The following is a 26,741-nucleotide window of genomic DNA, read 5'->3' as shown; positions in this document are numbered from 1 at the left end:
CAATTTATTGATGGATATAATCTGTAGCTTGCCTTCCAGCCTGCATACCAAAAATGATGATATCCGCTACTGCGTTACCGCCTATACGATTAGCTCCATGTACCCCACCGACAACCTCACCTGCAGCAAATACACCTTGGATAATGTTTTTAGCAGTATCCAGTACTTGCGTATGAGTATTGATAGTCACACCACCCATGGTATGATGAACCCCCGGAGCAATCTTAATTGCATAGTAAGGGGCTTTATTTATTGGATGACGCATTCCCGTTGTTCTTCCATAATCTTCATCTTGTTTGGTATTAACAAATTGATTATAGCGTTCAATGGTGTTCGATAGCGTATTTGCATCAATTGAGAGTTTTTGTGCTAACTCATTGATCGAATCAGCTTGTACCACGAGATCGTGGGAAACATATTCTTCAACAGCCTTGTTTTCATCCCGAACTTGTTGGTCAAATAAAATATAAGAATAGTGTTCTGGTAATTTGATAATTTCGGCCGACACTTTGTCTCGAGTATCTAATTCATTAACAAAACGTTTGCCTATTTGTGATACCAAAATAGCACCACCGCCACGAATTGATTCAGAGATTAAATAAGAAGTCGTTTGTTCCACTGTTGGGTGAATTTGTATTTCTTTCATATCCACCGTGCCTGCACCTAATTTTTCCAAGATCATGATCCCCGAACCAGTAGCGCCTTTATGATTAGTTGTAACAAATCCTTTGAGGTCAGGACGGTATTTTTCAACCATTTCACGGTTAGCACTAAATCCGCCGGTTGCAATAATCACAGCTTTAGCCTTAATGGTTTGAATCGAACCATCTTCTTCGGTAACTTTAACGCCAACAACTTTATGATTTTCAGTAATAATTTCAGTCACATTGCTATCAAGCATGACTTCGATACCTCGACGATTGATATTTTTAACTAAACCACTAATTAAATAACCGCCAACTGCAGCGCCACTGGCTGGGCGATGCGTACGATCGACACTCATACCACCCGTTGTCGTGATCCCACTAAGTTCAATCCCATTATTGTCTAACCAATCGATGGCATCTGGGGCATTTTCAACGAAATATCGTAATAATTCAGGATTATTTTTATTTTTACCACCGGTCATGGTTTCATTATAAAATAGATCTTTACTATCCACGATTCCTTTGAGTTTTTGGAATTTTGTTTCAGCGGCATTCATACCTGCTGAAGCTTTATTAGTATTTCCACCAATAACCGACATCTTTTCAACCACAACTACACTTACACCAAGATCGTGAGCTTGAATAGCCGCAGCCAAACCTGCACCACCACTACCGACAACCACAACATCATAGGCTTTAGTATTAGGATCACCACCTTCAGCAATAATAGCTTCTTTGTTTGATTGAGCCATAGCCTTGGTTACGGCCTTTTTGAAAGCTTCACATTGTGATGTTGCCCCTGAAATGGCATCCACATGAGGACTGTTTGAATCAATGATGCGATGTTTGATTTCAGAAAAGTTATTTAAAACTTCACTGTCATAATTACTCGGGTTGACCAATTCCATATCTTTGATGAAATCTTTACCAAGTTCAACATTAATAACATAATCATAAGATTCATCATTGACAGTCTCTTGATAATTACCCGGTTTGAATTTTTTAACATTTAAATTTACATCTCGAATTAAGCTTTCAACCAATGAGAAATGCCATAAAGGTTCAGGAATATTAAGTTCTTCACGTTTATCACTGTTGATATAGAGTTCAAGTTGTTCGCCTTTTTTAATACGATCTGTCCAATCAGGATAAGCAATACAAGCTCGCCCAACTGCCACTAAATCAAAACCATTATCTAACGCTGCTTCTACATCTTTCTCATTTACCACATTACCAACACCAACAACCGGTATTTTAGCTAAGGTTTCTGAACGCATTGCCACATATTTATTAATTAATGGTGTCGGATCTTGGGTCTCAACGATTGATGGTCTTAAGATTGCCCCCATTGAAAAGTGGATGTAATCTAAGCCTTTTTCAGCTAACTTTTCAAGCAAATACATAGAATCGTCAAAACGAATACCAGGAACTTCTAACTCTTCTGGTGAAAAACGATAGCCGACAATAAATTCAGGATTTGCGTAACGTTTTACCATCTCATGAGTAATATCTAAGATTGCTAGTGGAAACAGTGCTCGGTTGTCGCGACTCCCTCCCCACTTATCATTTCGTTGGTTTGAATTAGGTGAATAAAATTGTTGGATGAGATAAGTGTTAGCGCCATGAATTTCGACCCCGTCAAATCCAGCTTGAATAGCACGACGAACCGCTTGTCCAAACTTATCTATCATCTGATCCACTTCTTCAGCGGTTAATTCTATAGGGGTGGCGGCACCAGGTCTTGGTGCCGCTATCGCACTTGGTCCTACAGGACTTTGGCCGCCAATGAGTTTAGGCTCAACCATTCGACCGCCGTGATAGACTTGAATTACAGCTTTTGAGCCCTTCTCTTTAATAGCTTGGGCTACCTTAGCCAAGCCTTCAATCTTATCGTCATTATCTAAACCAATAGCACCTGGAAAAGCTAATCCCTTATTATCAACAAAACCACATTCAACAATTATTGTGCCAATTTCGCCAGCTCTTGCTCGATAATATTCGATTAAGTCATGAGTAACCGAACCTTCATAAAATCCCGAACAAGTGGTCATTGGCGCCATCATAATGCGATTTTTAAGAGTAATACCATTGGGTAACAGTACTGGGTTAAAGATATTTTTGTTTTTCATATTTCAATACCTAATCATTAATATTTGAATGTTAACATGGATCATAGCATCCGAAATTCTTCTTCTCCACTTACATAAGTTTCATTAGTCGCTAAATATCATTTTTTCGACAAAAAATTCCTTATATTTATTAATAATTTATAAAGTAACTTACTAATACAGCAATCAATAATTGTCAAATTTTTATTACTTTGAATCGTTAGCCTACTACGGAGGGGGTATGCTAGTCTAAAAAAAAACACTGTAACTATTTCATTTACTTACAATTTTTTTGATACCAATCACTTGTACTTTATTTTTATTCAGCTAGAATGTTTATCAATTTTAGAAAAGAGAATTTGATTATGCTTGTGGTTCTAACAGAAAAGCCAATAACAAAAGTAAAATTAAATTGTCTTTTTATTTTGAATATAGATCCTCCTTTATGGAGGATTTTTTATATCTATAAATTTACCCGCTCAATTTTATATCAAATTATTAATCAATACCACATCAAGTACAGCCATAGACAGGAGACAGCATGAAACCATTGATCCCTTTTTATAATCCAACTATTAGTTATGAAGATAATTATGCCAATGGCCCTTTTGGACTTTTTGCCGACTTAGACAAGGCAGAACAAGTTTCCACTAAACCAAGCAAATTCTTAAATGTTGAAGTTAATCTTCCATTTGGTCAGCCTGCTGGGCCTCTATTAAATGCAAATTATATTAAAGCTGCTTTTGCGTATGGATTCGATTTATGCGTATATAAAACAGTTAGAACTAAATTACATAAATGCCATCCTTTACCTAATGTCTTATCCGTTCACCCTAAAGGTAAACTTACATGCAATTTAGACACCGTATTAGCTGATACCAATTATGGTCAACCTTTATCCATAACCAATTCATTTGGTGTTCCATCATTTGCTCCGGATATTTGGCAACCTGATATGGCAGATGCAGTCAAAGCAGCCGGTGCTGGGCAATGTGTTATTGGAAGCTTCCAAGGAACTCAAGGTAATGGAGCAATTGAGCAGGATTATGCACTAGCCGCTAAATTAGTCAGAGAAATCAATGCTCCAATTTTAGAAGCCAATTTAAGTTGCCCGAATGAAGGCGCAAGTAAACTACTTTGTTTTGATGTAGATAGAGTTGAACGCATTGTGAATGAAATCAAAAATGCGGTACCTGATCGCCCTCTTATCTTAAAATTAGCTTACTTCCCTGATGATGAAAGAATTGTTTCATTATTAACTCGAGTAGGTAAAATAATTGATGGTTTAAGTGCAATCAATACCCTATCAGCAAAACCTGTAGATGCCAATGGACATCCAGCATTGGGGGAAAACCGCAAAGAAGGTGGAATCTGTGGTGACGCAATTCGTTGGGCTGGTTTAGATATGGTTAGTCGACTTAATAAATATCGTAAACAAATGGATTTAAAATTTGCTATTATCGGTGTGGGTGGCGTGAGTAACAGTGAACATTATCACCAATTTATCAATAATGGGGCTGATGCTGTTATGAGTGCAACAGGCGCTATGTGGAATCCGTTATTGGCGATCGAAATCAAAAAAAGTCTTTAATATAATAGAGTAATTTTATTTATCATTTTTATGTTGTTACAGGGTAACTTTGTTGCCCTGTAATTTTTTATACCTTATTTCTTCCTTAAAAAATAATAAGAACCAAATATCAGATGAGCAAGAAAAACGATTAACAAAATAATCCTAACATGCAAAGAATCAAATAAAATAAATGGAATTAATAAAATGATAAATACCATGGTTAACATTTTTATTAATCCTGTTTTTGAAATCTTTTTTTCGATAATCATTTTCTGTACATAAGTTTGATAATAACGCGTTTGGGTAAAATAGTTATAAAGGCGATCAGAACTATTTAACCATAGATATGCAGTAAGCAAATAAAAAGGCACTGTAGGTAAAAGAGGAACAAAAATTCCCACCGTACCTAAAGCAAAAGAGATCCCACCAAGAAAAATAAATAGTGATTTTTTTAACATATCTAATCAATTAAAATAACTTCAAATTGTGCAAATAATTGTTGAAGATAACATAAATAGATTGAAAAGTTACAATTAAATATCAAATAAAAGAACAATGAGGCTCGAATCCCATTTTTAGAGAAATTAAATATAAGTTGATATAGTAAATTTAAATCGAAATATCACAACTAAGTTAGTTTCATGTCGTGATATCACCTATATTTAAAATTGGAACGAAAAAAGGATACAAAAATTAATTTATTGTAACAAAAGTTATTTTGTATTTTTTAACAAAAAAATAGCATTGAAGTATAGTTAAAATTAATTCAGAAATATTATAAGTTTTATATAGATTAGATGGCTTTATATAAGTGTTTTTGAATTATACTCAAATTGAGTAAAACTTTTAAGAATTGGCGGAACGGACGGGGCTCGAACCCGCGACCCCCTGCGTGACAGGCAGGTATTCTAACCAACTGAACTACCGCTCCGCTTTTTAGACTACTTTAATGCAGAAGATTAAAGTAGGCGTGATATTAAAGATTATTATTATTTTCGTCAATATAAATTTCAAAAATTATGTTCAATTGAATAGAAAACAATCATTAATGCACTTTCCAAAGCGCTCCGCCACTTTTTTTATTAATTTTTTCTAAAATTGAATCATGCGCAGATAATTCTGCTTCATTAGCTTTAATTACTGTTAGCGGTATTCCACTACGTTCAATTTTTTTCACGGCATTATTCGTCATTGATGAAGATAAATTATCGTCCGAACTAAATGCCAAAGTGGTTTGTCCTCCGGTCATTGCTAAATAAACTTCAGCAAGTATTTCAGCATCCAGTAAGGCTCCATGTAAGGTACGATGTGAATTATCAATTTGATAACGCTCGCATAATGCATCCAAATTATTACGTTTACCGGGGAAAAGACGGCGAGCCATAGCTAATGTATCGGTAACAATACAGTGATCAGCTGTTTTATAGTCTAACCCACAAAGACGAAACTCATAGTCCATAAAACCAACGTCAAACGAGGCATTATGAATAACTAATTCAGCACCATCTATAAATTTAATAAAATCATGCGCAATATTTTTAAAAATCGGTTTGTCTTTAACAAATTCATCACTGATACCATGAACTTTAAAGGCTTCTTCATCAATTAAACGTTCTGGATTGATGTAAACATGGAAATGATTTCCTGTTAATCGTCGATTTAATACCTCAACTGCACCAATCTCAATAATTTTATGACCTTCATAATGATTATTACCGTCTTGATTCATACCTGTAGTTTCTGTATCTAATACAATTTGGCGGGTTGAATGTGTTATCACAATATACTCTTCTTTATCTATAATTGGGAATTTAACAAATTAGTGGTATAGTCTAACACTAAAACGCTCTGATGTTGATACCTACACTGTTTTAGTCAATGATTGATACAACATTAATAATGGTTTATTAATATTTATATTAAACCAAAATTTCTTGAAAAATAATCACGATAAAAGTTTATAAATTAGGCCACATATGCAAAAAAGTATTGATATATTCACTGATGGATCTTGTTTGGGTAATCCAGGACCTGGTGGGTATGCAGCTATTTTAAAATACAAACAAAATGAAAAAATATTAGCTCAAGGTTATTTCAACACCACTAATAATCGTATGGAGTTACTTGCTGCCATTGTTGCGTTAGAATTACTGAAAGAACCCTGTCAAATTAAGCTTTATTCTGACAGCCAATATTTACGCAATGGTATTTCGAATTGGATTCATGGTTGGAAAAAAAACGGCTGGAGAACCGCTAAAAAACAACCCGTGAAAAACGTAGATTTATGGCAACGTTTAGATGAATTAGCCAAGCTACATACTATCGAATGGGTTTGGGTAAAAGGCCATGCTGGCCATATTGATAACGAACGTTGTGATGTTATCGCTAAAACACAAGCTGAATCACCTACCTTACATGATAATATTTTTGAAGCATCATTAACTGATTAATCCGATAAAATAAAGGTATAATAACAATGTATCAGCTACATATTATCCCTGCTCTAAAAGATAATTATATTTGGTTACTTGAAAATGCTAATAAACAGGTAGTTATTATAGATCCGGGTGAATCAGCACCAGTACTAAGTTTTCTAAAAAAATCTCACTTATCCCCCCTTGCAATTTTACTCACTCATCACCATATCGATCACACCGGTGGGGTAACTGAGCTAAAAGCAGCTTATCCCGATATTGAAACTTATGGGCCAAGTGAAATTAATTTGCAGATTAATCATCTCGAAAACATCAATGAATTATTGATTGGTGATTTTCGATATAAGGTTATTTCAGTACCGGGACATACATTGGGACATTTAGCTTATTATTGTCAGCCATATTTATTTTGTGGAGATACATTGTTTTCCGCTGGTTGTGGTAGAATTTTTGAAGGTGATTATAAGCAAATGCTAAGTTCGCTGAATAAATTAAAGCAGTTACCTGATGAGACCCTTATTTGTGCAGGACATGAATATACCTTAACTAATTTAGATTTTGCTCAAATGCTGGTTCCTGAGGATCAAGTAATCCATGAGAATCATGATTTTATTTGCAAAAAGAAAATAACTTTGCCTTCTATGTTAAACAAAGAAAAACAAATCAACTTATTTTTACGTTGTCAGGAAAAAAAATTACAAAATAAATTTAATTGTAACAATGAGTTAGATTTGTTTATTTTTTTTAGGAGCCAAAAGGACATTTTTTAGGTATAATACTCAACTTAAATTAATGTCCTAACTTATAATCTAATGAAAAAATTATTAATATTTACAGTGTTATGTGCTTTTTTAGTCGGGTGTCAGAATCATAGTTCACGATACACCGCTGGCTCAAAAAAATACAATGCTAAATCGATAGTTAATTCTAACGTTAAAAGTGGTGGTGTTAATTACGCTTCAGTTACGCAAAATCCTTGGCATTATATGCTAACCCAAATTAACGTTAATGTACCTAATAATAGCCGAGTTGTTGCCGAACGCGAACGTTTACTACGAAATCCACAAGGATTTGAAAATATTGCATTGCGATCTGAACCTTATGTATATTACATCATTAATCAATTACGAAAAAACAAATTACCTGTTGAACTCGCTTTAATTCCATTAATTGAAAGTGCTTACGATCCTTTAGCTACCTCTCCGGCACAAGCAGCTGGTTTATGGCAATTTGTACCTATTACTGCTAAAGAATATGGTTTAAAACGTAGTAGCAGTTTTGATGGTCGTCGAGATCTAATTGCATCAACTGGTTCAGCTATTTCTTTGTTACAAAACCTTAATAATCGATTTAATGGCGATTGGTTGTTAACATTAGCTGCATATAATGCTGGTGAAGGTCGAATTCAAAGAGCTATTGATAAAAATAAAGCTAAAGGTTTGTCAACTGATTATTGGTCGTTAGATTTACCTAATGAAACAATGCATTATGTACCCAAAATATTAGCCATTATTGATATTGTTAAAAACAATAAACGTTATGGTATTAAATTACCTGACTGTAACTATGAAAATTCCTTAGTCAGAATTGATATGTCTCAGAATGTTTCATTGGCAAAAATAGCTCAATATACTGGATTATCATTAAATGATTTAATGACATACAATGCAGGTTATGTACAACAAACAGTAAATGGTCCTTTTCATTTATTGGTACCTTATTCTCATGCAGATAAATTATTTAAAAAGTTAAAAACTGAAAATTTAGCTGTTAATCAAGTAACTGAAATTTTAGAAGATGTACCACATAACAATATGCCGTTTGAAATTAAATCAACGTCAATTCAGTACAATACAGTAAATACTAAAGATACTAATTCTATCTTTATGAATAGTAACAAAAAAATTACTTACCAAGTTAAAGCTGGAGATAATCTTTATTCCATCGCAAGAAATTACCGAGTGAAAATAACAGATCTTTTGCAATGGAATAATTTAAAAAATGGACGTGTGAAAGAAGGAGATGTTTTAACAATTAATTTAGTCAATTCTAATTCATTTTAAAATTGACAAATAAAGGATTATGATCCGATGCGGCTGTATTTATTATTTTAGCCGCATCAAGTTTCAACCCGCGATAAAAAACAAAATCTAATGGTCTTCCTAAAAAAGTCTTTCTAATATCTAAAGCAAAATTAACAGGTTTAAGATTTATCGAACGCGTCAAATTATAAAGTAAATTCAACCTTTTTCGGCTCCAAGCATTAAAATCTCCCGCTAAAATGACAGGGCCATCGTGAAGCTTAATATAATTTAATAACATATGCATCTGTTGACGATAAATTTTTAAACCAATACTAAAATTAATAGCATGGATATTGGCAACTAACAGCTTCTGCATTGAATTTTTAATTGGATAGACAGTAATTAAAGCTGACTTTGGTACACGAATAAAAGGCTCTTTTTCTCTAAATGATAGAATCTGTGTTGGCGCCGAATCAGTAATAGTCATAACCCCTGCAAAAACATCATTAAAACAATAAGCAGGAACATGATCGGCAATTTTGTTATGCCGAGCAATAAAATTTAATAATTGGGACGTGGTTTGAGATTCTTGTAATAATATCAACTTAGTTTGATCTGCATATTGCTCAAGGATATTAATACAATCTGCCCTTTTTTGTTTAAAAATATTCCAAACCAAAACCGAAAAAGACTGTTGGTCGATTAACGGTTCATTATGCATAACTTTATGGTTTGGTAATATTAATTCAACATCACTTTTTCCTTGATATCGTAATGTATAATCGCGATGTTTAAACATTTTAGCTGTTCATTTTTTCTTTTAGATATTCATCAAATGACATAGTATCATTTTGTTCTATTTTCTTTTGTTTTTCAATTGATAACATTCGTTGTTGATTAAAATCATCTTCAGTTAGAACTGATAAAGGTTCTGAACTTAGTTGTTTTTTATATTGAGTAGCTAAAGCTAAACCAAATTTAGCTGTTCCCAAATCACTAATAGCGGCTAAAGTTCTCGCCGATAATGTCAATTCCGGTTGATCAAACATAAGATCAAGCCGTTCACAAACTTTTCGATATTGTTGTTTGTCGTCTTGATGATCAAGTACATCGGCGACTCGAAGTAAATCTTTGAAAAGTTCATGCCCTACTTTAGCTAACGGTTGTCGATAGCTATCACAGCCTAATCCAATTTCTAATCCTGGTTTACGGCCTTCAATAATCACTCTATTCCAATTTAATTTTGCACATTCTAGCTCTGCACTACTCATTTCAGGAGCAGGCGCTAAAGCACACCAAATTAAAAATAGGTCGATAAATCGAATTTGTTCCTCGGTAATACCAATTGGTGAAAATGGATTAACATCAAGTGCTCGAACTTCTATATATTCTATGCCACCACGTAGTAAAGCATCAGATGGTGATTCCCCAGATCTTGGAACTCGTTTCGGTCGAATTGGTGCATAAAATTCATTCTCAATTTGTAATACATTATCATTCAATTGTCGATAATGGCCATCAACCTTAATGCCTAATTTGCCAAAATCGGCTGATTTTGTCTTGGTAGCCCGCTTTAAACCTTCAACATAAGTATCTAGATGATTAAAGGTGATCCCTAATTGTTTCTGGGCATTATTAGTATAACCAATATCACTCAATCGTAATGATGTGGCATAAGGTAAATAGCAGTTACCATTAGTTTGTTCGATGAAAGCTTTTGCTTTTTCTGGATCTTGAATAAATGACGAGCACATTGATGGCGATGCACCAAATAGATAAGGGATAACCCAACCAAAACGGTAGTAATTGCGAATTAGAGTGAAATAACCTTCCGAAATAACAGCCTTACCCTCTTCACTGTTTTTAACACCATCTCTTGCTTGCCAAAATGCCATGGGTAATGAAAAGTTATAATGAACCCCTGAAATAGTTTGCATCATGGCACCATAACGATTTTTTAAACCTTCACGATAAACCGTTTTAAAACGTCCTTCATTAGATTTTCCATATTGAGCTAAGATAATGTCATCTTCTTTGGCAACAAAACAAGGCATGCTCAGTGGCCACATTAACTCATCACCAATATTTACACTGGCATAACGGTGTAAATCTCGTAAAAAAGTTAACATATAATCGATATTGGTATTAACTGGAGTAATAAACTCTAATAAAGATTCTGCAAAGTCAGTCGTGATCCATGGATGAGTTAATGCAGCACCAATTTTTTCAGGAAACGGTGTTTTTGACAGCGAACCATCAGGTAAAATCCGTAATGTCTCACGTTCAAGGCCTCTCTGAATGCCTTGTAAAATAGTATAATGTTTTTCTAACCAACTGAGAGCTTTCGAAACATCAGGAACCATAATATTAACTATCCTAAATTCAGTTTATGTTGGTTTAATTTTAACATAGTTTACTGCTTTAGATAGGCAGTTTTCTTGATTGAGTGAAGCTATTTTAAGAATATGAATCCTCAATCGAAAATAAAAAAACTATTATTTAAAACATTCAAGCAAAAAGTGGAGTGATGAAAAAAGCCATTACTGAGTTAATAAGTAATGGCAATAATATAGATAATGCTTAGATAATGATATTAATTAGTAGATTGTTGTTTTTGCTTAGCGACATAATCTTCATCTACTGGTATTACCGTTTTATTTTGTGGATCGATAATATAGGTTTTACCAAAACCAACAACTAATCTACCCTCTTTTGGGGTTAATTTAAATAAATTAAAATCATTCATTTCAGCTAACATATAAACCATTTTGCTCACTTTTTTAGCTAGCAGATCGACAACAGAATCAAATTGTTCAGATCCTCTTTCAACAATAGTTGCCGAAGCATGGAAAGACAATCTTCTACGAGCATAAATATTCTTAGTATTAGATTCATCATCAATAATTAAAAAAGATATGTTTGAATTGGCTTTGATATTTTTACTATGTGGTGCTAAGTCTGAAATTAAAATGTAATAGTCATTACCGTCAAAGAAATAAGGTGAATAGCTAGTATCAACCACTCTTTTTTCGGTGATTGTTGAAAGTATGATAGTTTGCATTGTTTCGTGTAAATCATCTATTGTTTTTTGTACAATATCATTTTTGGACTCAGCCATAAATTACCCCTTGATTTGTTTTAATATTTAGTTAAATAATCTGTTTTTAAAAATCATGATAAATTTAATTGATAACACTTATTAAAGTAATTTGATATATCACTATGAGAAATTATAATAAAACTACTTGTAGGTAAGTTAGTCTGTAACAATTTTAGCAATTGTTTTTCGGCTACTTTATCTAATGCATTGGTGGTTTCATCCATAAAAATCCAATCCGGTTTATGCATTAAAATTCTCGCAACTACTAAACGTTGTTTTTCTCCACCAGAAAGTGTATTTAAATTATCATTAAGTAAATATTTATCGATATCTTCAGAAGAAAAACCCACATCAAACAGTAATTGTTTAATAACAGTAAGATCTTTCTCAAACAATGGTTCTGGATAACTTACTGCATGAGCCAATCCTCCCATAGGAAAGTAAGCATTTTGTGATAAAAAAAGTTTCTTAAATTTAGGAACCTTGACCACTCCATCATAATATGGATAAAGACCAGAGATTATTTTAAAAAGTGTTGATTTACCTATATCTGATGCGCCAGATAAAACAACTGATTCCCCTTTGTTAATATGGAGATCGGGTAATTTTAGTAAAATCTTTCCATCAGGTTTCTTTATAATTAAATTTTCCAACGATAAACGTTCATTTCCATTTTCAGCTTGATTAAGTTGTTTAAACTGATAAGAGACTTGTTCAGACTGTTGAATAAATTGGCCCAAACGATAACTACATGCTATCAGTTCGGCCAGTTTGTTATAATTGAAAATAAACCAAGATAAATTAGTTACTACATTACTAAATGATTTACTAATTTGCATCAATGATCCCAAACTAACTTTACCGATTAAATAGATTGGTAGAGAAAAAAGGTCGGAATACTTAATACGGTTAAATAGTAAGGGCGAGTAAAACAACCTAAAATAAATTGCCGTTTAATCAGCTTATACCAATTTTTTACAATACTATTAAAATGTTGATCAAATTGTTGTTGTTCAACCTTTTCTCCCTCTAATAATGCAACAGACTCTTTCGCTTCTCTAAATCGAGTTAAAACAAAACGGTAATTTGCTTCTAAATGTTGTTGCTGAATGAGTAAATTTTTTAATGGGTTTCCTAAAATTATTAGAAATTTATAACCGCACTTATGGCAAATGTTCTTCCTTGCGCTGTTTGTAACTCGACAGGATTCGTTACTTTTACATTAGTTTGCGGATTTTTATAATAACTACTAAACATAGGACATTTAAAATAACGATGATTGAAGATATTTAATACTGAAACTCTCCACCATTAACTCTAACTACATATGATCTGCCTTTAAGTAAATCACTAGGATCTAATGTTTTAAATGCCACAACACCACCAACTGAATCGGCTCCCCATAAAACTGATCCTGGTCCACGAATAACTTCCACGGTTTTGATATTTGATAAATCAATAAAATTTCTGTTTCCGTCTTGTATACTTTCAATAATCCTTGAGCCATCTACTTGTAACTGAACACGGTTACCCGACATGCCACGTATTCTAATTCCACCGAGATTCCCAAAAGGATCGGTACCAGAAGTTTGTCGATTTACCGATATACCTGGCATATATCTAACTAAATCTTCCATTGTTGACATTTGATGATCATCTATATTTTTCTTAGTCACAACATCAACCGTTTCAGGGATAGCCAATTTAGCTTTCTTTTGTCTGCTCGCCGTAACCGTAATTGTTTCTATATCATCATTGTCAGCAAATACAGGGAAAGGTATTGAAGCCGCCAACATCATTAGAAATATCTTATTTATTTTCATTTTTCACCACAAAATTAGATTAATGAACTGCTTTAACCAATGCCCCAATATTTGATAATTATCATTTTTGGCTCATTAATCTAGCAAAAATTATAAACATGATCAATGTTAATAATAATTATTAACATTTGCGAATGATTATCATTTAATGTTTTTTGCTGTAATTATAAAAATTGAATAGAATCAGGATAAGAAATCTTTATATGATGAAAATAAAAGGTAAGAACAAAAGAATTCACAAAATTGGTTAGGCTAGATTTATTAATATTCATTATAAAAACTAGCCTATCTTAGTAATGATTTATCTGATTTTTTCTAACAAAACTAACACTTCCATATGAGATGTATGAGGGAACATATCAAACAATTGTACTTTGGTCATTTGGTAATGAGTCAACAATTGTAGATCTTGTGCTAATGATGACAAATTACAACTTGAATATAAAATATAATTAGGTTGTATATTTTCCAGATATTCGACCAGTACTCTACCTGCCCCTCGTCTTGGTGGATTAAGTAAAACTAAATCAGGCGTCTGCTTTTGATGGGTTGCATATTTAGTAGCATCTAATGATTCAAAATTAAGTTTGTCATAACCTAGCTGTTTAGCAGATTTTGATGCGCATTCAATAGCTTCAGAACTAATTTCAATTCCTGTTAATTGAATATTATCGTTATTGGCATGACGAACACAATGCAAACCAAATCCTCCCACACCACAAAAGAGATCCCATATAGAATTTACATCTAAATTTGCCACCCAATCACTAGCCGTTTTATATAATTTTTCAGCAATATAGCTATTTGTTTGAAAGAAGCTTTTTGATTTTATATAAAGTGGTATGTGATTTAACCTAAATTCTAAAAAAGGATTATCCGTTAAAATTAACTCTTCGTTACCCTCTAATATGGCGGCATGATTAGGTTGAATATTAATTGATACGACTTGTAGATTATTTATCTTATCGATTAAATTGTGCAAACTATTGCTTATCTTCTCGACAAATTTATGTGATTTTAATACAAACCGTAGCATAAAGTGGCTTTTATCATCGATAACACTTTCGGTAATAATGACAAATTTTAACTCCCCTTTCCGCTTATTAATATTATAAGGAACCAATCCCTGTTTACGGATATAGGTACGAACCATTTTTAGGATACTTTGCATATTAACGCTATAAAGCGGACAATCACACAGATCAATGATCTGATTATCATTTTGTATACCTAATATGGGTTTTTCAACCGTGCCTAGCACCGCCATTTTAGCTTTATTGCGAAAACCTTGCTCAGGGCTAGCAAATGGATCTTTAACTTCTTTAGGATTAAACTTTGCTAAAGTTTCAATTAATTGGTTTTGCTTTTCATTTAGTTGAGATTTATATGGTTGATTTATTTTATGACAAGACAAACATTTATTTTCTTGATAATAACTACATTGCATTTTATGAAAACCTTTTTTTATAATGCATTATTATATAATTAAATGGTTTTAAGCTGTATTAGTTTTCTTTTTTTATGTCCAAAAACCCCTTTCCTCAAAATTTTTTAACAAAAATCTAAAATTTAATCATTATACTTGATTTATCAATAGCTATGATTTGACGAAATAGCGGTATATGATAGGATATTGCCATACAAATTATAGGAACCCATTAATGTCTATTAAGTTAAAAACCCCCGCTGAAATCGAAAAAATGCGTATTGCTGGTAAATTAGCCGCAGAAGTTTTAGAAATGATTGAACCTTATGTAAAACCAGGTATTAGCACTGGTGAACTGGATCAGATCTGTTATGAACACATTGTTAATGTGCAAAAAGCTATTCCTGCCAACATTGGTTATCATGGTTTTCAGCATACCAGCTGCATTTCAATTAACGATGTAGTATGTCATGGTATTCCAAGTTTTGATAAAAAGTTAAAAGATGGTGATATTCTTAATATTGATGTGACCGTAATTAAAGATGGTTTTCATGGTGATACCTCAAAAATGTACATTGCAGGAAAACCAACTGTTGCCGGAGAAAAACTATGTCAAGTCACACAAGAGAGTTTATACGAAGCCATTAAAATCATTAAACCGGGGATCAGATTAAAAGAAATCGGTAAAGCAATTCAAAAATATGTTGATAAATTTGGCTTTTCTTCTGTTCGTGAATATTGCGGTCATGGTATAGGTGAAGTATATCATGATGAGCCACAAGTTTTACATTATGATGCTGATGATGGTGGTGTGATCCTGAAATCAGGTATGACTTTTACTATTGAACCGATGGTAAATACTGGAGATTGGCGTACTCGTACCATGAAAGATGGTTGGACAGTTAAAACCAAAGATCATGGATTGTCAGCCCAATATGAACACACGATCTTAGTTACAGATAATGGTGTGGAAGTTCTAACCCTTCGTAGTAATGAAAACTTTCCTCGCGTTATCGAACACTAAATAAAAAAGATTCAACAATGCTCTATTGTTGAATCTCTTCATTTTATATAACTTAATCTAACTATCTAGAATTCAATTTTCCGCGATTTTTTTATTCATTAACTTTACTGCGAAATATATTTCTAGGTTGTGATATTCGTCCCTAATATCCAGTTAATCATAAAAAAGCGTCCAAAATCCTTCAAGCTTTGGTTTTAGCAATTTTAATATAATAGCGTATAAAGCTTACGGCGATAGCTACTAGCAAGTGCGTTATTGGTTCCTAAAGCTGCTAATAGATCTAGTAAAGTTTTCTTCACCTGCCCTTCACCAGCATTCAGATCTTTTGTTAAAGGTTTAAACAACAGTTCTAATGCTTCTTCGTGCCGACCAACTTGCATTAGTTGCGATGAAAGTTGAATCATTAACTCAACATTATCTGGCTGTTTAGCTAATTCAGCTTGTAATTGCTGTAATTCAGGTGAATTTGCAGCTTGTTCGAGTAACTCAATTTCGGCTTGTAAACCGTGGTAAGCTGAATCCTGATCTTGTAATGGAATAGTTTCCAAAACATCCTTAGCTTCTGCTAGTTGTTTTTGTTCAATTTGGCTTTTCGCTAACATTAACGCAATATCTGATCTTGGTTTACCTAAATGATCTTTAAGTACAGTCCAAGCTTGTTTTAATAAAGGTAATGCTTGCGCATATTGGCCTTCATTAAAAAATTGTTGCGCTTCAATAAGTTTCAATTCATCTTCATTAGGTAAAATTTTATCTAAAAAGGTTTTGATGGTTTCTTCATTTTGTGGGCCTTGAAAACCATCAACAGGTTGACCATTTTGAAACATATAAACGGTTGGAATTGCTCTAAGCCCAAACTGTGCTGCTAACATTTGTTGTTCATCACAATTTACGCTAGCAAGAATGAATTGTCCTTGATGTTGTGTTGCTAATTTGGTTAACGTATCTGTCATTTCTTGATAGTTAGGACTTCTTGGTGACCAAAAATAGAATAACACAGGACTACTAGTTGATTTTTCAATAATTTCTTGAATATTCTGTTCATTAACATCAAAAATAAATTGATTTGACATAATCTATCCTATAAATAAGTTTAACTGATTATTTATTTTGTAAAATTTTATCCATTAATCTATCTGGAAGCAAACGTTTAGCTATTGCCGCCAATTTAGTTACTTTTGTTACCCTGTAACGTATTTTCGGTTTGTTATGCTCTAATGCGTGGTACAGATATGGCAATACCGCTTCAGGGGCTAATGTAAAGCGCTTAGCAATAGGTGGATTTTTTACTATTTTTTCTTTTTCGGTCTGATTTACATTATTTGAAAAATAGGTTTTTAATGGACCAGGTTCGATTAAACAAACTTTAATATTGGTGTTAGCTAACTCTAAACGGAGTACATCAGACCATGCTTCTAATGCATATTTGCTGGCAGAATATGCTCCTCTACCCGGTGTTGCGACTATGCCAACAATTGAGCTAGTTTGAATTATTCTACCTTCATTTTGTTCAATCATTGCCGGTAATAATAATTGGGTTAATTGATGAACACCAAAAAAGTTAGTAGAAAACTGTGATTCTAATTGTGATCGACTGATGGTGTTTAAACGGCCATAGACGCCAAATCCAGCATTATTAAATAATGCATATAATTTACCCTCACACAAGGTTAATACTTGTTGTGCTGCTTGATTAATTGAATCGGCATCGTCTAAGTCTAATAAAACGGTTTCAAAACCTTGCTCAATTAATTTTTGTTGGTCTGCTATTTTCCGGCATGATGCAATGACACGATAACCTCGTTTTTTCAGAGCGATAGCTGAAATCAATCCTATACCGCTTGAACACCCCGTTATAAAAATCGTACGCAAATTTTATCTCCGTTATATTCATTTATTGTCAAGTTAACTTACAGCAATTATGATAGCACATTTAAAATAAATATACGGCCAATAAGCCAAGAGGACCATATGAAAATTGCTATTATCGCTGCTATGGAAGAAGAAGTAGCCATACTAAAGAGTAAAATTACCGATTATCAATTAGAGCGTCATTTAGGATGTGATTTTCATATTGGTAAAATAGCAAATTGTGAAATTGTATTATTACAATCAGGCATAGGTAAAGTTGCTGCAGCCTCAGGAACAACATTATTATTAAATAATTATCAAGTTGATGCAGTCATTAATACCGGTTCAGCGGGTGGGCTGTCAACGGAACTGAATATCGGTGATATTATTGTATCAAAAGATGTATTTTATCATGATGTTGATTTAACCGCCTTTGGATATAAACCTGGTCAAATGTCCGGTTGCCCTGTTTCATTTGCTGCTGATGTTAATTATCAATCATTAGCTAAACAATGTATAAAGAAACATGGGGTCAATGCTGTTGATGGCTCAATTGGCAGTGGTGATGCCTTTATCAATGGTAAAAGCAATTTAGAACGGATCAAGCAAACTTTTCCTGATGCAATCGCCGTTGAAATGGAAGCTGCCGCTATTGGCCATGTTTGTTGGTTATTTAAAGTACCTTTTGTGGTGGTGAGAGCAATTTCTGATAATGGAGATAATGAATCGGCAGTTGATTTTCAATCATTTTTAAAACTTGCTGCAGCCCAATCATCAAAAATTGTTGAATCGATGCTAAGTGAACTAGCTTAATATAGAGATTGGTGTCAATGTAATTTGACACCATTTAACTAAAATTTTGTCATTCTTCCATTATGATTTAATCAATTAGGCAGGTCATATTGTTCAAATAATGGTTTTCGCCATCCTGACAGAATTTCTGGAATTTCACCTTTCCTATCATTTTGCCATTTTACATACTGATTGATTAATCGTCTTGAAAGTATTAATTCGCTATTAAGTCCTGTTTGTAATGCTATTTTTTCAGCGATTTGTTTCAATAAATCAGCAATATTTTTATAATTTGGATAACTATTAATACGTTGAATTGCCGGAATAATAGGTATAGGTTGAAGCAATATATCCAAAATTGTTTGACCATATGAACGGATATCTTTACCTCTCATACCCAATTTATCAAGTTCTGCTAATGAGGTTGGTTGATAACGCGCAATTTTCCATAAAATCTCTTCGTGCACCACAAAATTCAACGCTATGTCGTGATTTTTAGCAAATTGATAGCGCCAGCAAGCAAGTTTAGCTAATTGCCCTAAACTATCACCTTTCAATTGCCAGCTATTTTTAATATTTAAGTAAGCCTTTTGTGGATCAAATGTTTCACATTTACGCGCAATTGCATTTCGACATTCTTGATAAGCAGCCGCTAAATAATCAATCGATGTAAGCTGAGATTTTAAATTATCCATTAATGGAAACAGATATAAAACATCATTAATAGCATAATCACACTGTTTTTCAGTCAAAGGACGTTTTAACCAATCAGTCCGTGTTTCACTTTTATCTAACTCAACGCCAAGATATTTATTGACTAAACTTGCATAACCACTACTGATGGGGTTATCCAAAAAAGAAGCTAAAATTTGGCTATCTATTACTGGAGAAGGAACACAATTAAATGCATGAAGAAATACTTCAATATCTTCGCTACAGGAGTGAAAATATTTTTCAATATTAGGATTGGTTAAAATCGCTAAGAATTCCTGCCAATCGTTAATATTAAGTGGATCAATTAGCGCAGCATGTTGGCCATCAAAAACCTGTAAAAGTCCTAAATGAGGATAAAATGTCCTAGTTCGTACAAATTCAGTATCCAATGCTATAGCACTACTATTCTTGATCTTTTGACAATAATTGGATAATTCATCATTACTAATAATAAATTGATAATTCAAAATACGCTTCCTATTTAAGATAATCTATTGAATGGTAGTTTTGTTGACAAAAGATACATCGATTACAACAATTTCAGAGCGAGTCATTAATCGAATTGGTGGGCCACCAAATCCGTAACCGCTATTGACTATACTGGTGAAATGATGATCAGCATCGTGATAAATACCATTGGCATTTTTGTACATCATCGCCACCAATATATTGATAGGAAAGATTTGACCACCATGAGTATGCCCAGATAACATCAAATCTACTTGTTGTTCAGCAACATCTTTAATATCTAGTGGTTGGTGATCTAACAAAATTATTGGTCTATCCGTATCAGAAAACATGATTAAATCGGATAGTGAGGCACGCTTAACATCGTACTTATATGATGAAAAGTCATCACGCCCTATCAACGTGATGCCAACCTCATCAAGATAAACAATATCATCTTTCAATACTTTTAAATTCGCTCGTTTAAATGCATTAATAATATCTTCTTCGCGATTATTATTATCATGGGTACCTAAATATTCATGATTGCCAAAAATAATATAATTACCGTATTTGGACTTTAATTGCTGGAACTGTTCAATAAATCCATTTTCAACGAAAGGTTTTAATCGTTTATCTAATGTATCACCAGTTATTACGATAAAATCAGGCTTTAAGCTATTTACCTTGTCAATCATGTTTTGAATCATTCTTGCAGAGGTATGTTCATTAATATGAATGTCAGAAAGTTGCACAATTCTTAGATGATCAACATTGGCTGATTTATTAATCACAACCTGATAATCTACTATTTTAGGATTTATCGCCATTTCATGGCCAAAACAAAATAAAGCTACAACTGCAATAATAAAACTGATTTTATGCCAAAGATTGGGCTTAATTTGCTTTTTGCTAACCCGATAAACAATTTCAAAAATGAGTGTTATAAAAACGCTACAGATCATCAAACCTGCAATCGTTAACAGGAACAAATGTAATTCCGAGGTTAAAATACCATTTAATACTCTAGCAAGGATTAACGATGCACCGGCTAAACCAATAATCAGCCAATAAATAATTCGACCATAAACGGTTAAGTGAAGGTTAAACCAAAACTGCCAGCGTTTTCCTAATAAAAAAGTGACCGAAATACTGATAATAATCGTTGCGAAAATGGCTGTAAAATCAACAAAAGTCATAATTACTCGAACAATCGAACGCGAAAAATGGTATGATAACAGAATTAGATTCTATAGTACCAATAACTTTTATGGATACCAAAAAAGACCAGCTATTTGCAACTCCGATCAATAAATTAGGTGATTGGACTTTTGACGAAAAAGTTGCCGAAGTTTTCCCAGATATGGTGCAGCGTTCGGTACCCGGCTATTCTAATATAATATCAATGATTGGTATGCTAGCTGACCGATTTGTACAACCTAATTCTATGATTTATGATTTAGGCTGCTCGTTAGGCGCTGCCACGCTCGCTATTCGTCGTAATATCAAACACGAAAATTGTCACATTATCGCTATTGATAACTCATTACCTATGGTAGAACGATGTAAAAAGCATATTGATGCCTATAAATCAAATACACCTGTCGATGTAATTTGTGAAGATATTTGTAATATAAATATGCAAAATGCATCAATGGTAGTTCTTAATTTTACCTTGCAATTTTTAACCCCAGAAAATCGACAACAGGTTTTAAGTAATATTTATCAAGCTTTGCGACCAAATGGCATATTAGTTTTATCGGAAAAGTTTAGTTTTAGTGATGAGACTGTCGACGAATTATTATTTAATATGCATCATGATTTCAAAAGAGCCAATGGTTATAGTGAACTAGAAATAAGCCAAAAACGTAATATGCTAGAAAATGTTATGCTTACAGACACAGTTGCGACCCATAAACAACGTTTGATAACAGCAGGATTTGAGCATGTTGATACTTGGTTTCAATGTTTTAATTTTGGCTCGATTATTGCTATCAAATAACCTCTAGATTTAATTTAATTATAAAGGAAAACAGAATGATTGATTTTGGTGATTTTTACCAAATTATCGCAAAAAATAAGCTTAAAAATTGGCTTGAAGTTTTACCAGCGCAATTGGCTAATTGGCAAAAACAAAATTTAGATAACCGTTTTAGTCAATGGATAAATAGTATAAAACACTTGCCTGCAATTACCCCTTTTCAAGTTGATCTATTACATAGCGTAACCGCAAAAACAGAGCAACCATTATCTTCTGGCGAACAGCAACGTATCACACAATTATTAAAAACTATGATGCCATGGCGTAAAGGCCCTTTTCATCTTTATGGTATTGATATTGATACTGAATGGCGTTCCGACTGGAAATGGCAAAGATTGATTAATCATATCGATAATTTAGAAGGTAAAACAGTTCTCGATGTTGGCTGCAATAGCGGTTATCATTTATGGCGTATGATTGGTGCAGGAGCTAAACTTGCTGTTGGTATTGACCCTATGGCGCTTTATCTATGCCAATTTGAAGCAATAAGAAAACTATTGGGCAATGACCAGCGAGCTCACTTACTTCCATTAGGCATTGAAGAATTACCAAAATTAAACGCATTTGATACGGTTTTTTCAATGGGAGTGTTATATCATCGTCGCTCACCGCTTGATCATCTTTATCAATTGAAAGATCAATTAGTTGATGGTGGCGAATTAGTACTAGAAACACTGGTTATTGAGGGAACCGAACATCAAGCATTAATGCCTGGTGAACGTTATGCTCAAATGCGAAATGTCTATTTTATTCCATCAGTACCAACCATGATAAATTGGTTACATAAATGTGGTTTTAAAGATATAAAAATGGTTGATATATCCAAAACCAGATTGGATGAACAACGCAAAACAGAATGGATGGAATCCGATTCATTAGCGGAATTTTTAGATCCTAACGATTTATCCAAAACAGTAGAAGGTTATCCTGCGCCAATGCGAGCAGTATTTGTTGCAAGAAAATAATTTTTTAATCTCGTTTGGATTAAAAGTAACGGTTATTTTTCTCGGCTTTTAAAATAGATAAACACAATAAAAAAAACGGGCTTTTGCCCGTTTAATCTATCAATATCTTTTATATAAATAAGTTCGATTAATATTAATCATTTTTTATGATCATCTGGACAGGATAATGATCGGAATATTTATCCGTAAAATCATCTTTTATTACTTGAACATCAATGACATTATTTTTAAGTGGTGGTGAAACATAGATATAATCATAGCGTAATGGAACTGATGCTTGATCATAAAATACTTTAGTTGGTGCAGTTGCCACAAATTCTTTATGTTTAATTTTTAATGCATCAATAAAACCAGCATCCAGAAGATTTTGTTGTACAGTATAACTTAGTTTACCATCAACCAGATTTTCTAAAATTGGTCTTTTCTTTTGCTTTTCTTTAATATCCTCTAAAAGGGTACTTTTATCATAGTCAGATTTATCTGCTGGCGAAAATGAGTTCAAATCTCCGGCAATTATCCATTTCCCTTTAGGATCACGACTATATTTGATTGAATCGATAATTAAATTAATCTCATCAATTCGTTTAGCAGTCCAAAATGGATTCATATGTGTAACGACAAAATGATAATTTCCGATATCTGCATAGAGTGCCCCATGCCACAAATTATCAACGACTTTATTAACATTAACTATTGGATATTTAGAGGTAATAGCTACAGGGAAAAAAGCAGCATCTTCTGGTGATTCTTTTAAAAGTACCGCATATTTATGTCCATAACTGGCTGCAAATTTTTCAAGTTTTTCACGAGTAAAAAAATTCATCTCTTGCCAAGCAATAATATCGGCATCTTGTGCTTTGGCCCAATCAATATATTTTTGTTTCCCTTCACTCTCATCTAACTTCATACCATTATAAACATTATAACTAATAATTTTTAGTTGTTTGGCATCATCAAGTGAGGCAAAAGCGCTAGAGGTACTAAGGATAATCCCACTAATCAATGCGACAATTTTCAACTTAGTTTTATTCATAAGATATTCCTTTCTATTATTAATATCAGATTAATACTATATCGATTTAAACTTAACCAAAAGTTTTTTTGTAATTTATGTGAGTTATATCAATAAAATCATTTACAAATTGTGCCAATTAACAACTTTCAATACTGAAAATATTTATCTAAAAAATTCTTTACTTACCAAGAAAAAAGCACCTAATTGTTCAATTAGGTGCATCATATAATATATTATCAATCAATAATGAAATAATCATTCAATAATAATAAGATTTAATTCATCACTATCCTCTAATGCCGATTCAATTTCTCTAGTAGCATACATATATGTGTGTTCTGGATCTATATCTCCAACACATCTTCTCATGATATCGTGTTTTGTTCTGAAAGTTTTATCGGATTTTATTTGATTATATAATTTAGTCAAATCATCTCCTTTTAAGGTGAAAAGGTTATTCCAATCAGCTAAATGTTGTTTTACAAATTCTCGCCCCTCATCACATTTAATTTTATCTAAATTAATATTGGGAACAATATATTTAGTTAAATCAGCATATTTCTTTGGTTGGTTTGGAAATTGTATTGTCTTAAGATCTTCCTCAGATTCAGCTAGATAATCAATAAAATCAGCCTCACGAAACAATTTATCCTTTTTAGTAATACCTTTACTTCTTATTTCATCTGGTAATTTATCATCTATGCCATAATCCCATGTATCCTCATATCTATCGTCATTTCTTTCAATAAATACATCATTAATAATTTTAATTGGAAGTTCTATCTCATGAGGTTCACCATTGATAGTCACTTGGAACGTTTTAAGATATTCTTTAATTCTACTTTCGTAATTTTCTTGGCTATTCGTATAATATGTTCGATACATATAATAATTGGATTGAGTTGGATTGATAAATCCAGTGTTATTAAATGTTGAGGGCTTAGCTAAAAAGTTTAATGATTGGCCATTATAAGTCAACTGATGTTTACCATATTCAAATTCATATTTAACGCTTGATTTGGCGGGAATAGCTAACTCATTACCATCAATTGCTACTTTTATTTCCTTGTCTGTTGGATTATCAATCAGACGTTTTACAGATTTCCCTGTAGTGCTTGATTCAAAGCAACCAACCGAAGAAAGGCTACATAACAAAAGCAGAGAATATTTAAATATTTTCATAACATCCATTTATTTAGTTTATATTACAAGAATACAAATCTTAACATAAAAAAAGTGATGTTGTTAAAAGAAAAATTAAAAGGCACTATATCTAATTGTAAGATTTAGTGCCTTTGATTGTTATAATTTGATCTTTAAAAAAAGAAATTTTCAAATTTTATTTTATTATAAAAAAGTACATATCACGTCCATTAGTTAAAGCATCGTCTAAAGGCCTAATGGCTTTGGAATAAGTTTGTTCAGGATCTTTATCTTCAGGACAAAGTTTTTTAGAATCAAGTAAGGCATACATACCATCATATCCTCCTAATCCTTCATATTTACTTGCAAAGTCACTACCCGTTAAAGTGAAAAGTTGTTGCCATTTATCTAATGTGTCAAGCAAATATTTTTTACCTTCATCACATCTTATGCTTTCTAAATCAAGTTTCGGAAATACATACTGATTAATTTCAGATAGTTTTTTAGGTTTATTAAGAAAACTAATTTCATCTTCGTATCCATCATCTTTCAAAAACTTCAAATATTCGCTTTCACGATACATTTTAATTTTACGAGATTGATAAGATTGATTTTTATTAATATTTTCAGTAATTTCGTCGGGAATGTTTTCATCAATAAAGTAATCCCATCTATTATCTCGGTCCTCAATAAAGAAATCATTGACCACTTTTATAGGTAGCTCTACTTCTACTTGCTGACCGTTTAAATTAACTTCAATTTTGTTAAGTGTTTTCTCATACAATTTGTCATAAGTTTCATCACTGGTATTGTCAGTAGCATAAATAAAAGTATGTAGAATATAATTACTTTGGGTTGGATTAATAAAACCATGACCATTAAATTTTACAGGTTTCACAACAATCTCAAATGACTCATTATTATAAGCTATATTATGCTTACCATATTCAAAAGTATGGTTAATTCTAGTGTTAGCAGGAATGGCAATTTCTTTACCATCAATGACTAATTTAATTTCATTATTAGTAGGATTATCAATTGGACGAACTTCTGAAGTTGGACCATTAAAACAGCTACAGAGTGTTATACTACAAGCTAATATAAGAGAATACTTTAAACTTTTCATCACATTCATTTATTCAATTTTATTAAAAGAGTGTAAATTTTAACATAAAAAAATAAATCTGGTTAACACAAAAAGTAAAATTCAATAAACTTAATTATACGATTTAATTACTTTTACTTTTTAAAATTTGATCTTTTAAAATTTTTTAGAATCAAGTAAGGCATGCATGCTATCATATCCCTTAATCTTTCATAATTAATTGTAAAATCAATACCAGTTAAAGTGAAAAGTTGTTATCATTTATCTAATGTTTCTAGCAAATCCTTTTGGCCTTCATCACATCTTATGCCTTCTAAATCAGGTTTCGGAAATACATCTTGATTAATTTCAGATAATTTTTTAGTTCTATTAGGAGCATAACTAATTTTATCTTCTATTCACTCATCTTTTGAATACTTCAAATATTCACTTTCACTATAACTATTTGATAAAATTCATTTGAACCAATGTTTTCAGTAATATCTTTTGAACTTTTTTACCAATAGCT

At 32.6% G+C, this 26,741-nt stretch carries 24 protein-coding genes, 1 tRNA gene and 1 pseudogene; 8 read left to right on the top strand and 18 right to left on the bottom strand.

Annotation, left to right across the window (positions count from 1 at the left end):
- Positions 1–4: 4 nt before the first annotated feature.
- A complete protein-coding gene (locus B6C99_RS05655) occupies positions 5–2,776 on the bottom strand; it encodes a flavocytochrome c (protein ID WP_086358943.1) in 2,772 nt (923 codons plus the stop codon).
- Positions 2,777–3,296: 520 nt separating this feature from the next.
- Here B6C99_RS05655 and B6C99_RS05650 point away from each other — a divergent pair.
- Positions 3,297–4,346, top strand: coding sequence for a dihydroorotate oxidase (locus B6C99_RS05650; protein ID WP_086358942.1), 1,050 nt, complete (start codon positions 3,297–3,299; stop codon positions 4,344–4,346).
- A gap of 74 nt (positions 4,347–4,420) precedes the next feature.
- Here B6C99_RS05650 and B6C99_RS05645 read toward each other — a convergent pair whose 3' ends face one another.
- The 3 genes from B6C99_RS05645 to dnaQ form a co-directional block, all read right to left on the bottom strand.
- Positions 4,421–4,786, bottom strand: a complete 366-nt coding sequence (locus B6C99_RS05645; protein WP_086358941.1) for a YbaN family protein — start codon at positions 4,784–4,786, stop codon at positions 4,421–4,423.
- A gap of 396 nt (positions 4,787–5,182) precedes the next feature.
- A tRNA-Asp gene (locus tag B6C99_RS05640) sits at positions 5,183–5,259 on the bottom strand.
- 114 nt (positions 5,260–5,373) lie between these two features.
- Positions 5,374–6,108: a DNA polymerase III subunit epsilon gene (gene dnaQ, locus B6C99_RS05635; RefSeq protein WP_086358940.1), complete on the bottom strand. Its 735-nt coding sequence runs from the start codon at positions 6,106–6,108 to the stop codon at positions 5,374–5,376.
- Between the two features lie 196 nt (positions 6,109–6,304).
- On the opposite strand from dnaQ, the gene rnhA reads away from it, so the two are divergent.
- From rnhA to B6C99_RS05620, 3 genes are read left to right on the top strand one after another with little or no spacing between them, the layout of a single operon-like run.
- Positions 6,305–6,778 (top strand): ribonuclease HI, encoded by a 474-nt coding sequence (gene rnhA / locus B6C99_RS05630; protein WP_086358939.1) that lies wholly within the window; start codon positions 6,305–6,307, stop codon positions 6,776–6,778.
- Positions 6,779–6,804: 26 nt separating this feature from the next.
- A complete protein-coding gene (gloB, locus tag B6C99_RS05625) occupies positions 6,805–7,533 on the top strand; it encodes a hydroxyacylglutathione hydrolase (RefSeq protein ID WP_086358938.1) in 729 nt (242 codons plus the stop codon).
- 42 nt (positions 7,534–7,575) lie between these two features.
- Positions 7,576–8,826: a transglycosylase SLT domain-containing protein gene (locus B6C99_RS05620; protein ID WP_086358937.1), complete on the top strand. Its 1,251-nt coding sequence runs from the start codon at positions 7,576–7,578 to the stop codon at positions 8,824–8,826.
- On the opposite strand, the gene B6C99_RS05615 is transcribed toward B6C99_RS05620, so the two are convergent.
- The 7 genes from B6C99_RS05615 to rlmC all read right to left on the bottom strand — a co-directional run bounded on the left by B6C99_RS05615 (position 8,813) and on the right by rlmC (position 15,157).
- Complete coding sequence (locus B6C99_RS05615; protein WP_086358936.1) at positions 8,813–9,586, bottom strand: endonuclease/exonuclease/phosphatase family protein; 774 nt, start codon at positions 9,584–9,586, stop codon at positions 8,813–8,815. The two genes, B6C99_RS05620 and B6C99_RS05615, sit on opposite strands and share 14 nt — an antisense overlap.
- A 1-nt stretch (position 9,587) precedes the next feature.
- A complete protein-coding gene (gshA, locus tag B6C99_RS05610) occupies positions 9,588–11,150 on the bottom strand; it encodes a glutamate--cysteine ligase (RefSeq protein ID WP_086358935.1) in 1,563 nt (520 codons plus the stop codon).
- Positions 11,151–11,380: 230 nt separating this feature from the next.
- Entirely contained in the window at positions 11,381–11,905 is a 525-nt protein-coding gene (locus tag B6C99_RS05605) for a HugZ family protein (RefSeq protein ID WP_086358933.1), read from the bottom strand.
- A 53-nt stretch (positions 11,906–11,958) separates the two neighbouring features.
- A complete protein-coding gene (locus B6C99_RS05600) occupies positions 11,959–12,726 on the bottom strand; it encodes an ATP-binding cassette domain-containing protein (RefSeq protein WP_086358932.1) in 768 nt (255 codons plus the stop codon).
- Positions 12,727–12,752: 26 nt separating this feature from the next.
- Positions 12,753–13,028, bottom strand: coding sequence for a hypothetical protein (locus B6C99_RS13655; protein WP_371265824.1), 276 nt, complete (start codon positions 13,026–13,028; stop codon positions 12,753–12,755).
- Between the two features lie 148 nt (positions 13,029–13,176).
- Positions 13,177–13,710, bottom strand: coding sequence for a TonB-dependent siderophore receptor (locus B6C99_RS05590; protein WP_086358931.1), 534 nt, complete (start codon positions 13,708–13,710; stop codon positions 13,177–13,179).
- A 301-nt stretch (positions 13,711–14,011) separates the two neighbouring features.
- On the bottom strand, positions 14,012–15,157 hold the full coding sequence (rlmC, locus tag B6C99_RS05585; protein WP_086358930.1) for a 23S rRNA (uracil(747)-C(5))-methyltransferase RlmC: 1,146 nt from the start codon (positions 15,155–15,157) through the stop codon (positions 14,012–14,014).
- A 214-nt stretch (positions 15,158–15,371) separates the two neighbouring features.
- Between rlmC and map the strand changes: the two genes are divergently transcribed.
- Positions 15,372–16,160 carry a type I methionyl aminopeptidase gene (map, locus tag B6C99_RS05580; protein ID WP_086358929.1) on the top strand — a complete coding sequence of 263 codons (789 nt, stop codon included), beginning with the start codon at positions 15,372–15,374 and terminating at the stop codon, positions 16,158–16,160.
- A 203-nt stretch (positions 16,161–16,363) separates the two neighbouring features.
- Here map and B6C99_RS05575 read toward each other — a convergent pair whose 3' ends face one another.
- Entirely contained in the window at positions 16,364–17,233 is an 870-nt protein-coding gene (locus B6C99_RS05575; protein WP_086358928.1) for a co-chaperone YbbN, read from the bottom strand.
- 28 nt (positions 17,234–17,261) lie between these two features.
- Positions 17,262–18,032 carry an SDR family oxidoreductase gene (locus tag B6C99_RS05570; protein WP_065578732.1) on the bottom strand — a complete coding sequence of 257 codons (771 nt, stop codon included), beginning with the start codon at positions 18,030–18,032 and terminating at the stop codon, positions 17,262–17,264.
- A 99-nt stretch (positions 18,033–18,131) separates the two neighbouring features.
- Between B6C99_RS05570 and B6C99_RS05565 the strand changes: the two genes are divergently transcribed.
- Positions 18,132–18,824, top strand: a complete 693-nt coding sequence (locus B6C99_RS05565) for a 5'-methylthioadenosine/adenosylhomocysteine nucleosidase (protein ID WP_065578731.1) — start codon at positions 18,132–18,134, stop codon at positions 18,822–18,824.
- A 71-nt stretch (positions 18,825–18,895) separates the two neighbouring features.
- On the opposite strand, the gene rnd is transcribed toward B6C99_RS05565, so the two are convergent.
- The gene (gene rnd / locus B6C99_RS05560; RefSeq protein WP_086358927.1) at positions 18,896–19,984 is read right to left on the bottom strand and encodes a ribonuclease D; all 1,089 of its coding nucleotides are present in this window, start codon (positions 19,982–19,984) and stop codon (positions 18,896–18,898) included.
- Positions 19,985–20,008: 24 nt separating this feature from the next.
- Entirely contained in the window at positions 20,009–21,163 is a 1,155-nt protein-coding gene (locus B6C99_RS05555; protein ID WP_086358926.1) for a metallophosphoesterase, read from the bottom strand.
- A gap of 86 nt (positions 21,164–21,249) precedes the next feature.
- Here B6C99_RS05555 and cmoA point away from each other — a divergent pair.
- Both cmoA and cmoB read left to right on the top strand, forming a co-directional pair.
- Positions 21,250–21,966: pseudogene (gene cmoA / locus B6C99_RS05550) on the top strand (carboxy-S-adenosyl-L-methionine synthase CmoA); the annotation flags it as partial.
- A gap of 35 nt (positions 21,967–22,001) precedes the next feature.
- Entirely contained in the window at positions 22,002–22,970 is a 969-nt protein-coding gene (cmoB, locus tag B6C99_RS05545) for a tRNA 5-methoxyuridine(34)/uridine 5-oxyacetic acid(34) synthase CmoB (RefSeq protein WP_086358924.1), read from the top strand.
- 133 nt (positions 22,971–23,103) lie between these two features.
- Here the strand turns inward: cmoB and B6C99_RS05540 are convergent, their stop codons facing one another.
- From B6C99_RS05540 to B6C99_RS05530, 3 genes are all read right to left on the bottom strand, one after another.
- Positions 23,104–24,003, bottom strand: coding sequence for an endonuclease/exonuclease/phosphatase family protein (locus B6C99_RS05540; RefSeq protein WP_086358923.1), 900 nt, complete (start codon positions 24,001–24,003; stop codon positions 23,104–23,106).
- Between the two features lie 237 nt (positions 24,004–24,240).
- Entirely contained in the window at positions 24,241–25,167 is a 927-nt protein-coding gene (locus tag B6C99_RS05535) for a hypothetical protein (RefSeq protein WP_086358922.1), read from the bottom strand.
- Between the two features lie 157 nt (positions 25,168–25,324).
- Positions 25,325–26,254, bottom strand: a complete 930-nt coding sequence (locus B6C99_RS05530) for a hypothetical protein (RefSeq protein ID WP_086358921.1) — start codon at positions 26,252–26,254, stop codon at positions 25,325–25,327.
- Between the last annotated feature and the right edge of the window lie 487 nt (positions 26,255–26,741).

It is taken from the genome of Gilliamella sp. N-G2, from assembly GCF_002142215.1.
Taxonomy (GTDB): Bacteria; Pseudomonadota; Gammaproteobacteria; order Enterobacterales; family Orbaceae; genus Gilliamella.
This window is presented reverse-complemented; position numbering and strand designations above follow the sequence as displayed.